The sequence below is a fragment of the Comamonas sp. genome (genome assembly GCF_009360615.1).
GTDB lineage: Bacteria > Pseudomonadota > Gammaproteobacteria > Burkholderiales > Burkholderiaceae_C > Comamonas.
In genome coordinates, this window is record NZ_SPEY01000079.1 from 1 (window position 1) to 14310 (window position 14310).

13 protein-coding genes are annotated in these 14310 nt (G+C 61.3%); 5 read left to right on the forward strand and 8 right to left on the reverse strand.

The features are described from left to right. Positions 1 to 184: 184 nt before the first annotated feature. The 6 genes from E2583_RS19135 to E2583_RS19160 all read right to left on the reverse strand — a co-directional run bounded on the left by E2583_RS19135 (position 185) and on the right by E2583_RS19160 (position 6609). Positions 185 to 832, reverse strand: a complete 648-nt coding sequence (locus E2583_RS19135; protein WP_291597796.1) for a DUF47 domain-containing protein — start codon at positions 830 to 832, stop codon at positions 185 to 187. A 493-nt stretch (positions 833 to 1325) separates the two neighbouring features. Beyond that, positions 1326 to 2084, reverse strand: coding sequence for an ABC transporter ATP-binding protein (locus E2583_RS19140; protein ID WP_291597797.1), 759 nt, complete (start codon positions 2082 to 2084; stop codon positions 1326 to 1328). A gap of 2 nt (positions 2085 to 2086) precedes the next feature. Continuing rightward, on the reverse strand, positions 2087 to 2869 hold the full coding sequence (locus E2583_RS19145) for an ABC transporter ATP-binding protein (protein WP_291597798.1): 783 nt from the start codon (positions 2867 to 2869) through the stop codon (positions 2087 to 2089). Between the two features lie 30 nt (positions 2870 to 2899). Beyond that, positions 2900 to 3979, reverse strand: coding sequence for an ABC transporter ATP-binding protein (locus tag E2583_RS19150; protein WP_291597799.1), 1080 nt, complete (start codon positions 3977 to 3979; stop codon positions 2900 to 2902). A gap of 9 nt (positions 3980 to 3988) precedes the next feature. Beyond that, positions 3989 to 4918, reverse strand: a complete 930-nt coding sequence (locus E2583_RS19155; protein WP_291597800.1) for a branched-chain amino acid ABC transporter permease — start codon at positions 4916 to 4918, stop codon at positions 3989 to 3991. Between the two features lie 350 nt (positions 4919 to 5268). After that, on the reverse strand, positions 5269 to 6609 hold the full coding sequence (locus tag E2583_RS19160; RefSeq protein ID WP_291597801.1) for a replication-associated recombination protein A: 1341 nt from the start codon (positions 6607 to 6609) through the stop codon (positions 5269 to 5271). A gap of 395 nt (positions 6610 to 7004) precedes the next feature. Here E2583_RS19160 and brnQ point away from each other — a divergent pair, with 395 nt between their 5' ends. Further along, on the forward strand, positions 7005 to 8333 hold the full coding sequence (gene brnQ, locus E2583_RS19165; protein ID WP_291597802.1) for a branched-chain amino acid transport system II carrier protein: 1329 nt from the start codon (positions 7005 to 7007) through the stop codon (positions 8331 to 8333). Positions 8334 to 8464: 131 nt separating this feature from the next. Here brnQ and lolA read toward each other — a convergent pair whose 3' ends face one another. Continuing rightward, positions 8465 to 9100: an outer membrane lipoprotein chaperone LolA gene (gene lolA / locus E2583_RS19170; protein WP_291597803.1), complete on the reverse strand. Its 636-nt coding sequence runs from the start codon at positions 9098 to 9100 to the stop codon at positions 8465 to 8467. A gap of 22 nt (positions 9101 to 9122) precedes the next feature. Further along, the gene (locus tag E2583_RS19175; protein WP_291597804.1) at positions 9123 to 11483 is read right to left on the reverse strand and encodes a DNA translocase FtsK; all 2361 of its coding nucleotides are present in this window, start codon (positions 11481 to 11483) and stop codon (positions 9123 to 9125) included. Between the two features lie 257 nt (positions 11484 to 11740). Here E2583_RS19175 and trxB point away from each other — a divergent pair, with 257 nt between their 5' ends. The 4 genes from trxB to E2583_RS19195 all read left to right on the forward strand — a co-directional run bounded on the left by trxB (position 11741) and on the right by E2583_RS19195 (position 14310). Further along, positions 11741 to 12694, forward strand: a complete 954-nt coding sequence (gene trxB, locus E2583_RS19180) for a thioredoxin-disulfide reductase (protein WP_291597805.1) — start codon at positions 11741 to 11743, stop codon at positions 12692 to 12694. 277 nt (positions 12695 to 12971) lie between these two features. Continuing rightward, entirely contained in the window at positions 12972 to 13205 is a 234-nt protein-coding gene (rpmB, locus tag E2583_RS19185; protein ID WP_003058229.1) for a 50S ribosomal protein L28, read from the forward strand. Between the two features lie 20 nt (positions 13206 to 13225). Then, positions 13226 to 13396 carry a 50S ribosomal protein L33 gene (gene rpmG / locus E2583_RS19190; RefSeq protein ID WP_003058233.1) on the forward strand — a complete coding sequence of 57 codons (171 nt, stop codon included), beginning with the start codon at positions 13226 to 13228 and terminating at the stop codon, positions 13394 to 13396. A gap of 155 nt (positions 13397 to 13551) precedes the next feature. Further along, on the forward strand, positions 13552 to 14310 hold the full coding sequence (locus E2583_RS19195; protein WP_291597806.1) for a hypothetical protein: 759 nt from the start codon (positions 13552 to 13554) through the stop codon (positions 14308 to 14310).

Here is a 14310-nt window from a genome sequence, read left to right on the forward strand (position 1 = left end):
CCGCTCCGAGCTGTTCGAGGTGCTCGAACTCGCCCGCTCCGGTGCCGTGCACGTGGAGACCGAGGTGTTCTCGCTCGACGACGCCCCGAAGGCGTACGAGCGGCTGCACGCCGGCACGCTCCGCGGCAGGGCGGTCATCGAGAGGGCTGCCTGTACCGGCTCCATGATCGGACTCCAGCGAGAATCAGGAATTCTCGAGGACGATGCCCTCGATCAGGTTCGCCACGTCTTCGCAACGGTCCGTGATGGTTTCCAGCAGCTCGTAGATGGCCTTGAGCTTGATCACCTCACGCACATCCGGCTCTTCACGGAACAGCTTGCTCATGGCCGCACGCATCACGCGATCGGCATCGCCTTCCAGGCGGTCGATTTCGTCGCAGGTCTTGCTGGCAGCATCCACGATCGAGGGGTCCGAAAGGCGGTCCAGCAGCTTGACGGCATCTCGCAGACGCTCGCAGCAGCGCACGCACAGATCGGTCAGACGAGTGATTTCGTCTGTCATGTGACGCACGTCATACAGCGCCATGGTCTCGGCCGAGTCCTGGATCAGGTCGGCCACGTCATCCATGGTGTTGATCAGCGAGTGGATGTGTTCGCGATCCAGGGGCGTGATGAAAGTCTTGTGCAGCAGCTTGGTGACATCATGGGTCACACGGTCGGCTGCACGCTCGGCGTTGTCCACATCGGCGTTGTATTTTTCGCGCAGATGGGGATCGTTGTAATTTGCAACGAGTTGCGAGAAAGCATGAGCTGCTTCAACGATGCGATCCGCATGTTGATTGAACATCTCGAAAAAATTGCCTTCTCGCGGCAATAGCTTGCCAAACAGCATGAATGCTCCTTACCGGGGAAAAGAAACCAGGCGACTCACTGCAAAAAAAGTGCATGGTTCCCGGCTTAAACGGGGCGGAGTTTACTCTTGAGTCATTGTGCGTTTCAGCGCGTGTTCAAGACACCCCTTCGGGCACCACGAAAAATAAAAAACAAGCTCTCCACCATGTTAGGAACCACCCAAAGCCCCTGACTCCTCCAGTCAATACCGGTGAGCAGAAATCCCCCCACCCGACGTAGCGACTACTGGGGCATGTCACCCAATCACGCGAAAGCGTTCTAAAAACTTCTTTTTGTAATATGCAAATTCTATTCAGCAACAAAAAGGAATTAAAAGGAACTAAAAAGAAATAAATAAAACAATCAGAGAACCCTGAAAAACGTCATTTTTTTGTCATTTTCTTGAATTTCAGGGGAATTAGGGTTGACCCTTGACGGCAGGCTGGCGGTCACGGCCGCACGCAGAACGGAGACGTCAACGGCCTCGCCAGTGCCTACTCTCCCAGGTAAGCCGCACGCACACGCGGATCGCTCAGCAAGGTCTGGCCAGGCCCCGTCATGGTGATGATGCCCGACTCCATGACATAACCTCGGTCGGCAAGTGCCAGCGCGCGGCTTGCGTTCTGCTCCACCAGCACCATGGTCACGCCCAGCGCGTAGACATCGCTGACCACTTCGAAGATCTTGTCCACCATGATGGGCGACAGGCCCATGGACGGCTCGTCCAGCAGCAGCACCTTGGGCTGACTCATCAGCGCGCGGGCCATGGCCAGCATCTGCTGCTCGCCCCCGGACATGGTGCCCGCCAGCTGATCCTTGCGCTCCTTCAGGCGCGGAAAGATGCCGAACATGCGCTCGATGTCCGCCTGTATGCCGGCCTTGTCGCTGCGCGTGTAAGCTCCCATGAGCAGATTCTCGGTAATCGTCATGCGGGCAAACACGCCGCGCCCCTCGGGCACCATGACCAGTCCTTCTGCCACCAGATCCCAGGCTCCTTTGCCCTTGATGCTTTGGCCCAGGTAGAGGATTTCGCCATCGGCAATCGGCAGGCCCCTGGTGACGGCCTTCATGGTCGTGGTTTTCCCCGCACCGTTGGAGCCGATCAGCGATACCAGCTCACCCTGATGCACCTGGAAGTCCACCCCCTTGACAGCCTGAATGCCGCCATAACCCACCTTCAGATCCTTGACCTGAAGCAATACCGGGGCCGAGGATTTGGAGGCCTGCGTCTGTTCCAGCACTTGATCCTGCATCTTCAATGGCCTCCCGTGCCCAGATAGGCTTCAATCACTTTTTCACTCTTCTGCACTTCTGCAGGCGTGCCTTCGGCAATCGGCTTGCCATAGTCCAGCACCGTCACGCGGTCACACAGGCCCATGACCAGCTTCACATCGTGCTCGATAAGCAGGATGGTGCGGTGATCGTTGCGGATGCGATCGATCAGCTCACGCAGTTGCACCTTCTCGGTCGCGTTCATGCCGGCGGCCGGCTCATCCAGTGCAATCAGCTGAGGATCCGTCGCCAAAGCACGGGCAATCTCCAGGCGACGCTGGTCGCCATAGGACAGGGTACGAGCCTTGAAATCCGCATATTTTCCAATGCCGACATAGTCGAGCAACTCGCGGGAGCGGGCGCGAATCGCAGCCTCTTCGGCCTTGAATCCCCGGGTGCGAAAAACTGCCCCGAGCAGGCCCGAATGCGTGCGCACATGACGACCGACCATGACGTTTTCCAGTGCCGTCATCTCGGCAAACAGCCGGATGTTCTGGAAGGTGCGGGCTATGCCGGCACGGGCCACCTTGTGAACCGCAGTCGGTTCGTAGGGCCGACCGGCCAGTTCGAATCTGCCGCTGTCGGGCGTATAGAGGCCGGTGATCACATTGAAAAATGTGGTCTTGCCCGCGCCATTGGGGCCGATCAGACCGTAGACCTGGCCTCTCTCAATCTTCATGCTCACACCGGACAGCGCCTGCAACCCGCCAAAGCGCTTGGAGATGTCCGAGACATGAAGGACCGTGGAAGTCGTGCTCTCTGCCATATCAGCTCACATTCCTTGTCTGCGGTGTCATCAGGACGGACGGTCCAGGCTTTTGGCATGCTCGGGCGTGGGCCACAGCCCGCGCGGGCGCATCAGCATGATGACGATCATGGCCAGGGCAATCAGCAATTGGCGCAGGATGGACGCATCGAGGCGTCCATCGGTCATTTGCTGCAGCGGTCCGGCCACATAGCGCAGCACCTCGGGCAGGGCCGAGAGCAGCACTGCCCCCAAAATCACGCCGGGAATGTGGCCCAGGCCGCCAAGCACCACCATGGCCACAATCATCACGGACTCCATGAGGCTGAAGGACTCGGGCGAGACAAAGCCCTGGAAGGCACCGAACATGGAACCGGCGACGCCACCGAACGAAGCGCCCATGCCAAAGGCCAGCAGCTTCATATTGCGCACATTGATACCCATGGCCTTGGCGGCGATTTCATCCTCGCGGATCGCCATCCAGGCGCGCCCTATGCGCGAATCCTGCAGGCGGTAGCAGATCAAGATGGTGGCCAGCACCAGTACCAGAAACAGGTAGTAGTACAGCGTGACGGAGGCGATGTCGTAGCCGAAGATCTCATGGCGCTTGGCCAGATCAAAGCCGAAGATCTTGACCGAATCGATCTGGCCGATCCCCTTGGGGCCGTTGGTGATGTTGACGGGCTGGTCCAGGTTGTTCAGGAAGATACGGATGATCTCGCCGAAGCCCAGTGTCACGATGGCCAGGTAGTCCCCGCGCAGCCGCAGCACCGGCAGGCCCAGCAGTACGCCCGTGCAGGCGGCCAGCAGCATGCCCAACGGGATCACCAGCCAGATCGAGGTGTGCAGTCCGTCGGGGAACATGGCCACAAAGCCTTCGAAAGTCTCGGCCAGATGCGGCGATGCCATGAGCGCAAACATATAGGCACCCACCGCGTAGAAAGCCACGTAGCCCAGATCCAGCAGGCCTGCGTAGCCGACCACGATGTTCAGGCCCAGGGCCAGCATCACATAGAGCAGGGCCAGATCGGCAATGCGCACCCAGGCGTTGCCGAAATATTGCAGGATCAACGGCAGTACCAGCAGGCAGATGCCGCCCAGGATCCAGTGGAGAGTCTTGCTGTTCTTCATGGACGCTCCTCAGGCACGGTCCGCGACACGCTCACCCAGCAGGCCCGAAGGGCGCAGCGTGAGGATGATGATGAGCACGATGAAGGCAAAGATGTCGGTGTACTGGCTGCCCAGAACGCCTCCGGTCAGATCGCCGATGTAGCCGGATCCGATGGACTCGATCAGTCCCAGCAGCAGCCCCCCCACCACGGCCCCGGCCAGATTGCCGATGCCGCCGAACACGGCCGCGGTAAAGGCCTTGAGACCCGGCAGGAAGCCCATGGTGTGATGAGCCGTGCCGTAGTTGGAGGCGTACATGATGCCGGCAATCGCCGCCAGCACGGCGCCGATGATGAAGGTGGCGGAAATCACCATGTCAGGCTTGACGCCCATCAACGCCGCCACGCGCGGGTTCTCGGCCGTGGCACGCATGGCGCGCCCCAGCTTGGTGTAGTTGACCAGATACATCAGCGCGGCCAGCGCAATCGCCGTGACCGCCAGCACCAGAATCTGCGTGGGCGTGATCACCGCCGTGCCGATTTCATAGGGCGTGGACGGCAGCAGCGTGGGATAGGCCTTGTAGTTCGGCTTCCAGATGATCATGGCCAGGGTCTGCAGCAGGATGGAGACACCGATGGCCGTGATCAGCGGTGCCAGACGCGGGCTGTTGCGCAGCGGCCGGTAGGCCACCTTCTCGATCACGAAGTTCAGCGACGCGGCCACCACGCAGGCAATGATGGCGGCCAGCAAAAGCATGAGCCAGCCGGGCAGATAAGGCATGGCTTCCTGCATCAGGCCGATGCAGCTCCAGCTGGTCAGAGCCCCCACCATCAGCACCTCGCCATGCGCGAAGTTGATCAGCTGAATGATGCCGTACACCATGGTGTAGCCCAGGGCTATCAAGGCGTACATGCTGCCTAACACCAGACCGTTGATGATCTGCTGCAGCAAGATATCCATAAGCGCGCTCCCCTTCCCTCGATCCAAGACGGAGACACTGCGAGCCTCTCATCCCGAACGACGGAGCCAGCGATGCCAAGGTTTCCCTTTCGCAGTCCGCTGCTTCGTGGGCCGCTTGCCGCAAAAGAGTGAATCGATTCTAGGGAGCTGTTTTCACGACTCAGGGCCGGGGTTTCCCGTGCGCGGACCCGGAATGCTGCATCGCAGCAATTTCATCGGCATCGCAAACCCAATAAATACAGGCACTTAGTCTCGGGTTGCCTCAGAAACTAGCGAAAAACTCTATAAACACCACAAAAAATGCAGCATTCAACTAGTGCCAGTTGCGCAACACCTGGGCAACTCGCGCTTTACAAGTCCGCCTGTTCATCCTCCGCCGCGCGAGCAGCATCGTTGAGCGCCTTGAGCTCCGCCAGCTTCTGACCGATCTTGATCTCCAGCCCTCGCGCCACGGGCTGGTAGAAGCCGGGGTCTTCCATGCCTTCGGGCAGATAGCGCTCGCCTGCGGCAAAGCCGCCCTCCTCGCTGTGCGCGTAGCGATAATCGCGGCCATAATCGAGCTGCTTCATCAGCTTGGTAGGGGCATTGCGCAGATGCAGGGGCACCGGCCTGGTGGTGTCGCCCTTCACGAAGGCCTTGGCCTTGTTGTAGGCCATGTAGCCGGCATTGCTCTTGGGGGCCACGGCCAGGTAGATCACGGCCTGGGCCAGGGCCAGTTCCCCCTCGGGGCTGCCCAGACGCTCATAGGTAGCCGCCGCATCGTTGCACATCTGCATGGCACGCGGATCGGCAAGCCCTATGTCTTCCCAGGCCATGCGCACGATACGGCGCGCCAGATAGCGCGGGTCGGCCCCGCCGTCCAGCATGCGGCAGAACCAGTACAGTGCAGCATCAGGGTCGGAGCCGCGCACCGACTTGTGCAAGGCGCTGATGGTGTCGTAGAACTGCTCGCCGCCCTTGTCGTAGCGGCGCATGCGCTCGCCCAGCACCTTGAGCAGCCAGCCATCGCCAATGCTGCCCACCCCGGCTTGCTCGGCCGTGATGGAAAGGGTTTCCAGCGTGTTCAGCAAGCGGCGCGCATCGCCGTCGGCATAGGCCATCAAGCGCTCCAGCGCTTCATCCTCGATGTCTGGAACCGCCTTGATCGCCTGGGCTTTGGCCACAATCTGCTTCAAATCCTCCGTCGTCAGGCTTTGCAGCACATAAACAGCCGCCCTCGAAAGCAGGGCCGAGTTGACCTCGAACGAGGGGTTCTCCGTGGTCGCTCCGATGAAGGTGAACAGCCCGCTTTCCACGTGGGGCAAAAAGGCGTCCTGCTGGCTTTTGTTGAATCGGTGCACCTCGTCCACGAAGACGATGGTGCGCTGCTGCAGCAGGCCGCTTTGCGCCGCCTGCGCCTGCTCCACGGCCTCGCGGATGTCCTTGACGCCTCCCAGTACGGCGCTGATGGAGATGAACTGTGCATCGAAGGCATCGGCCATGAGCCGGGCAATCGTGGTCTTGCCCACGCCGGGGGGCCCCCAGAGTATGCAGCTGTGCGGGCGGCCCGACTCGAAGGCCAGACGCAGAGGCATGCCCTCACCCAGCACATGCTGCTGGCCAATGACTTCCGCCAGTGTGCGCGGCCTCAGGCGCTCGGCCAGGGGCTGATGGGGAATGGCTGGAGATGGAGAGTTGTTGTGCGTAACCATGGCCCCTCAAGTATCCAACGCCACGGCGGTCTGTGCAGTCAAATGGGTCCGGACCGTCGAGCAGGGCCGGGATGCGGCAGACGCGTCGCCCGCTTAACCCCTGCATCTCTATCAGAATTTTCCGTAAGAGAAAATAGCGTTTCAACGGATTCAATCTCTCCATTAGCGAGGCCACCCCTCGTATTCATGGAAGCACTGCCCCATGCAGTCTGCCAAAAGCCAGACCCGGCAGCGCGTTCAGATTCATTGCGGGCCGCCCCATCTGCGCCACGCGATGCCTGTGCCTGATAGGGCTACCGCCATCAGCCAGAAATCAATCGAAAGCATCCGCAACTTTCCCTGATTCCACATTGCCCCAGGGCGTGCCAGCGCTGCACGCCTGAGAGCCTACGCGTATGAAAAAACTCAAGACCTGGGACATTTTTGCCCTCGGTTTCATGACCTTTGCCCTGTTTCTCGGGGCTGGCAACATCATCTTCCCTCCCATGGTGGGCCTGGCCGCCGGTGAAAACCTGCTGGGTGCCTCGACGGGATTCCTGCTCACCGGAGTCGGTCTGCCCCTGCTCGGGGTGATCGCGCTCGCCCGCGTGGGCGGTGGGCTGGACACCTTGACCAGCCCGATCGGCCGCATGGCCGGCGTGGTGCTGGCCGTGGCCATCTACCTGACCATCGGCCCCCTGTTTGCGACGCCGCGCACGGCCACCGTCTCCTTCGAGATGGGCCTGGCCCCCTTCGTGGGCAACACGCCAGCCATGCTGCTGGCCTTCACCATCGCCTATTTCGTCGCCGTGGCGCTGCTGTCGCTATTCCCCGGCAAGCTCATGGACAACGTAGGCAAGATCATCACGCCCGTGCTGATTCTGGCGCTGGCCGTGCTTGGCGGCTCCGCCGTGCTGGCTCCGGTGGATGGCTACAGCCTCAGCACCGAGGCCTACGCCACGCAGGCCGCAGCCTTCTCCGAAGGCTTTCTGCAGGGCTATCAGACCATGGACGCCCTGGCCTCGCTGATCTTCGGCATCGTCATCGTCAATGCGATCAAGGCGGCCGGCGTGAGCGACAGCAGGCTGCACACGCGCTACTGCATCTATGCCGGCATCATCGCCGCGACCTGCCTGGGTCTGGTCTATGTCTCGCTGATGTATCTGGGCGCCACCAACAGCCAGCTGGCCGCCAATGCTTCCACCGGCGTGCAGATCCTCACTGCCTTTGTGCAGCAGACCTTCGGCCCCGCAGGCCTGTGGCTGCTGGCCACTGTCATCATGCTGGCCTGCCTGACCACCGGCGTGGGCCTGATCACGGCCTGCAGCAGCTTCTTCAGCGAGCTGACCGGGATCTCCTATCGCACCATGGTCATCGGCCTGTCGGTCTTCAGCACTGCCGTGGCCAACCAGGGCCTGGCCCAGCTGATTGCCGTGGCCGTGCCCGTGCTCGTGGGCCTGTATCCCGTGGCCATCGCCCTGATCGCCTTGAGCCTGCTGCACCGCTGGAGCCAACCAACGCGCGTCTACATCCCCGTGATGAGCACCTCCCTGGTCTTCGGCCTGTTTGATGCCGCCAAGGCAGCCAAGCTCGACTTCCTGGTCCCCGCCTTGCTGGACAGGCTTCCCGGTGCCGCCCTGGGCATGGGCTGGGTCACCCCGGTGGTCTGCGTGCTGGTGCTGGCAGGCCTGCTGGATTTCGCCCTTGGCAACAAGCGGGCTGCCGCAAACGCCACGCGCGCCTGATTTCAAGCTGGTGCATTGATTCAAAAAGCATAGCTATCGGCACTTTACCCACAAGGGATTGACCCTTGTTTTACATAAAAAAGGCCTGCGGACACCATCCGCAGGCCTTTTTGCTGATGCGTGCCGCGCTTTTACTGCTTAAGCACATCGGCCCCCTTGGGCACCGTGAAGTGGAAGGTCGATGCCGGCAGCGAAGCCTGGGTTTGCAGACCCTTGAACTGCATCAGCGAACGCTGGCCAAAGCTGTCCTCGATATCGAGTGCCGCCAGCCTGCCCTCGGGCGTGAAGCCGATGCGCACGCTCTTGAGCTGGCCGCCTTTCTGCCTGGGACTGGCCAGCACCCATTCCAGACCATCGGCATCAGGCTGGTTGCCCAGCTCGAAGTCGGCCTTCAAGGCCTTGAGGTCGGTGGCCGATGTCAGGATGGCCGCCGGTGTACTGCCCAGCACCTGGGCCTGGGCACGCTCCGTCACCTGGTTCAGGTCGGCGTCGTAGAGCCACAGCGTCTTGCCGTCGGCCACGATGAGCTGCTCGAAAGGCTTGGTGTAGTTGAAACGGAACTTGCCGGGGCGCTGGAATTCGAAGCTGCCGCTGGAGACCTTGGTTCGTGCCTCCTGGCCGGACTTTGGGGGGGAAGTCACAGACTGGGTGAACTCGGCCCTGCCCGCCTGGGCGTTCTTCATGAAGGACTCGAGGCTTTTCAAGCCATCTGCCATTGCAGCACCAGCGCTGCCAGCGATCAAAATTGCAGTCAAAAGACGTTTCATGACTCTCCTTCTTGTGCCCGGCTCACTCGCTGCGGGCCGGAACCAGGACATCGCGCTGCCCACTGGAGGTGAGCGAGCTGACCAGGCCCGCCCTTTCCATCTGCTCCAGAAGATTGGCAGAGCGGTTGTAGCCGATGCGCAGTTTGCGCTGAACGTAGGAAATGCTGGCCTTGCGGTCTTTCAGCACGATCTCGACGGCCTGATCGTAGAGTTCGTCCTTTTCGCCACCGCCCTCGCCATCGTCATCGCCGCCCTCGCCGTCGGCAGAGCCGCCTTCCAGGATGCCTTCGATGTAGTCGGGCTCGCCCTGTTCCTTGAGATAGCTGACCACACGGTGCACCTCGTCGTCGGAGACAAAGGCGCCATGCACGCGGATCGGCAGACCGGTGCCGCTGGCCATGTACAGCATGTCACCCATGCCCAGCAGGGTCTCCGCCCCCATCTGGTCCAGCACGGTGCGACTGTCGATCTTGCTGGAGACCTGGAAGGCAATGCGGGTCGGAATATTGGCCTTGATCAGGCCCGTGATCACGTCCACGCTGGGTCGCTGGGTCGCGAGAATCAGGTGAATGCCTGCCGCACGCGCCTTTTGTGCCAGTCGGGCGATGAGCTCTTCGATTTTCTTGCCCACCACCATCATCAGATCGGCCAGCTCGTCGATCACGATGACGATGTGCGGCAGGCGCTGCAGCGGCTCGGGCTCTTCGGGCGTCAGGCTGAAAGGGTTGGGAATCGACTCCTCGCGCGCCTTGGCCTCGTCGATCTTGCTGTTGTAGCCGGCCAGATTGCGCACACCGAGCTTGCTCATGAGCTTGTAGCGGCGTTCCATCTCGGCCACGCACCAGTTCAGGCCGTTGGCCGCCTGCTTCATGTCGGTGACCACCGGGCACAGCAGGTGGGGAATGCCTTCATAGACCGACATTTCCAGCATCTTGGGATCGATCATGAGCAGACGCACATCGCGCGCCTCCGCCTTGTAGAGCAGCGACAGAATCATGGCATTGATACCCACGGACTTGCCCGAACCCGTCGTGCCGGCCACCAGCACGTGGGGCATCTTGGCCAGATCGGCCACCACGGGATTGCCTACGATATCCTTGCCCAGGCCCATGGTCAGCAGGCTCTTGGCGTCGTGGTAGACCTGAGAGCCCAGCACTTCGGACAGACGAATCGACTGGCGCTTGGCGTTGGGCAGCTCCAGCGCCATGTAGTTCTTGCCGGGAATGGTCTCGATCACGCGAATCGACACCAGGGACAGCGACCTTGCGAGATCCTTGGCCAGATTGACGATCTGCGAGCCCTTGACGCCCGTGGCAGGCTCGATCTCGTAGCGGGTGATCACAGGGCCGGGCATGGCCGCAACCACACGCACTTCGACACCAAAGTCCTTGAGGCGCTTTTCAATCAGCCGGCTGGTCATCTCCAGCGTCTCGGCAGACACCAGCTCCTGACGCTGCTGCGCCTGGTCCAGCAGGTCCACCTGAGGCAGCTTGCTGTCGAGATGATCGGTGAACAGCGGCTTCTGGCGCTCCTTGACCACCCGGGCGCTGGGCTGACTGGCTTCCTGCAGCACGGGCTCGATGATCTGCACGGGCTGATGCACCGGTGCCGTGATTGCCCCTTCGGAGCGATCGAAAACCACTTCCTCGCGCTCGCGAGCCGCTTTCTTGCCGGCAGAGACATCCTTGGCAATTTCGCGGCGCTCGCGCCCGAACTGCACCATGCCGTCAAGGCGCGCGCCCAGGCCCTCCGCCAGCCTGCCCCAGGAGAAGCCGAACACCATGGCCGCCCCCAGCACGAACAGGCAGATGCCGATCAGCCCCGAGCCGGCAAAGCCCAGCCATTTGAGGGCATTGAAGCCCATCATGTAACCAAACACCCCTCCCGCCGGACCGGGCAGCAGGTTCTCGAAACGGTACAGACGCGTCCATTCCAGCGAGCAACTGGCAATCATCAGGACGGCCAGGCCGCCCCAGAACAGAAAACGGCGGCGCCACAGCGGCATCAGCGCCAGAGGGGTGCCATCCTTGTTCACCCCTCCACGCATCCAGCGCACCAGCGAAGTCACCCAGGCCTGCACGGCGGCCAGCACCAGCCACCAGATGGACATGCCGAAGCCGAAATAGCAGGCATCGGCCAGCCAGGCCCCCACGCGGCCCATCCAGTTGTGCACGAACGGCTTCTGCCCGGCGCCCGACGTGGACCAGGCAGCGTCTTGCGGCGAGTAGGTGAACATGGCCATGAGCCAGAACACCAGCGCCAGCAGGCCGATCAACAGCAAAACCTCCTGGCTGAAGCGAATCACTCCATAGCGCGGAGCAGCAGCACGGGATTTTGATTTGCCGGAAGAAGACGCGTTCGAAGCGTTCAGTGTGTATGTCATACGCAGGCGCAAGCTTACCTTAGGCCCTTATCCAAGCGGTACATTCGGCCAAGACGATCGCTCAGCGTAATGCAAGCACATGCAACAAAACAGCCATGTGGCGGCCCGATTCGCTTCATCACTATCATTTTTAACAATTCCGGTGATTAAAAACCGCTGCACGCGCAGACCTTGATCCGGAGCGATACTCCCACATCTTTTCCATGTTTTCATGACCGCGCGCCGGTTGTCGGCCTGCTTTTTCAGAGTTCCGCTCCATGTCCTCTACCAAACACGCACAAGTTCTCATCCTGGGCTCCGGCCCTGCCGGCTACACCGCCGCCGTCTACGCGGCACGTGCCAATCTCAAGCCTCTGCTGATCACCGGCATGGCGCAGGGAGGCCAGCTGATGACCACCACCGAAGTGGACAACTGGCCGGCCGACGTCATGGGCGTGCAGGGCCCCGAGCTGATGCAGCGGTTCCAGGAACATGCCGAGCGCTTCAAGACCGAAATCGTTTTCGACCACATCAACCAGGTCGACTTCTCCAAGCGCCCGTTCACTCTGACCGGCGACAGCGGCGTCTACACCTGCGACTCGCTGATCATTGCCACCGGCGCATCGGCCAAGTACCTGGGCCTGCCTTCCGAGGAGGCCTTCATGGGCCGCGGCGTCTCGGCCTGCGCCACCTGCGACGGATTCTTCTATCGCGAGCAGCCGGTTTGCGTGATCGGCGGCGGCAACACGGCCGTGGAAGAGGCCCTGTATCTGTCCAATATCGCCAGCAAGGTCACCCTGGTGCACCGCCGCGACAAATTCAAGGCCGAGCCCATTCTCGTGGACAAGCTGATGGACAAGGTCAAGGAAGGCAAGATCGAGCTCAAGACCCATTTCACCCTGGATGAAGTGCTGGGCGACCACAGTGGAGTGACCGGCATCCGCATCAAGAGCACGCAGGATGGCCACACGGAAGAAGTCAAGCTGCAAGGCGCCTTCATCGCCATCGGCCACCACCCCAACACCGACATCTTCCAGGGTCAGCTGGAGCTGGAAAACGGCTACATCGTCACTCAGGGCGGCCTCAAGGGCTTTGCCACACAGACCAGCGTGCCCGGCGTGTTCGCCGCCGGCGACTGCCAGGACCATGTCTACCGCCAGGCCATCACCAGCGCCGGCACCGGCTGCATGGCGGCCCTGGACGCCCAGCGCTTCCTGGAACAGGAATCCTGATGACGCCAGGCCGCTCCGGCGTCTGAGCGACTGTTAGCGCATGTTCGGCGCAAAAGCCCTTGGGTTTGGCCAGTTTTGGCCGACACCAGGGGCTTTTTTACGAGAACGCTATAATCGCAGACTTTGCTGGATTCCAGGTTCGCGCTTTACCGTGCTTCGGGACTTCCGCAATCGGGCTACCGCCACCCATTACAAACTGGCGAGGTGAGGTTGTCGGCACCTCCTGCTCCTGCAGGATTCCAGAGCCGGCGGCCGATTCAACTATCGGAGTGTCCCAATGGCACGCGTATGTGAAGTTACGGGCAAGAAGCCCATGGTGGGCAACAATGTTTCCCACGCCAACAACAAGACCAAGCGTCGTTTCCTCCCCAACCTGCAATACCGCCGCTTCTGGGTGGAGAGCGAAAACCGTTGGGTGCGCCTGCGCGTTTCCAGCGCTGCTCTGCGCCTGATCGACAAGAACGGTATCGACTCCGTGCTCGCAGACATGCGCGCTCGTGGCCAAGCTTAATTTCCTGAAGGAGAAACACCATGGCTGCTAAAGGCGGACGCGAAAAGATCAAGCTGGCTTCCACTGCTGGTACCGGTCACTTCTACACAACGACCAAGAACAAGAAGACGATGCCTGAAAAGATGTCGATCATCAAGTTCGACCCCAAGGCTCGCAAGCACGTCGAGTACAAGGAAACCAAGCTGAAGTAATTCGGCCTGTTTCCTGAAAAGCCGCCTCACGCAAGTGCAGGCGGTTTTTTCATGCCTTGGCGGCACCGGGCTCGACGCGAGGCCACCATCTGAAACTTCCCCATGTCGACCCCCTCCCTATACTTGGCGCTTTGCAACCTACAGGGACGGACCACATGAATCACAGGGCACTGAGCACATTGCTTTTTTCGCTTGCCGTGTCGCCAGTCGTCTTCGGCCAGACGTTCATCTGCCCCACGGGCCCCGGCCCAGGCCAGCGACAGGTCGGCATGACCGGAGGTTCGCCGGGTCTGGCCTCTGTCCCCGTCTGCGAACAATTCGGCCCTGCGCCTGCCGCGCCCCAGCGTGCGGAACCGTCGCCCGCCGATGCACTGGGCGGTCTGGCACGCAGCCAGCTGGAGCTGCTGCGCGAGGGGCAGGAGCTGGTCAGGGAAGGACAGAGAATTGCCCAAGACCCGCAGTACCAGAAGCTGCGCAAGGGCTACTGGATGTTTTCGCATGACGAGAAAAACCCGCGCTCGGGTCTTGGATGTGCGGCGATTTTTGGCAGCATGTCCGGTGCCGTTCAGCTCTCGGGCCCCACGGCCAAGCACGACGGTGCCCTGCTGACCTTTCTGGGCATGGACATTCCCCAGCCGGCCAGCCCGCGCAAGATCAGAACCACGCTGACCCAGAACCAGGACCGCCCCCAGGAAGTCGGCGCCATCAACTACACCATGTCCAATGGCAAATGGGGTGCCATCGTCTACGCACTGGGCGGCCCCGAGGCGCTGGTCAAGGAACTGGGGGAAGAGGAGGAATCCCGCTTCAAGGTCTCCGTGGACGGCAAGGAGGTGATCAACACCTTCTACAAGGAGGGTCACAAGGCCCGTGATTTCCTGCGCCAGTGCATGGCCGGTCAGCCGACGAAGTAA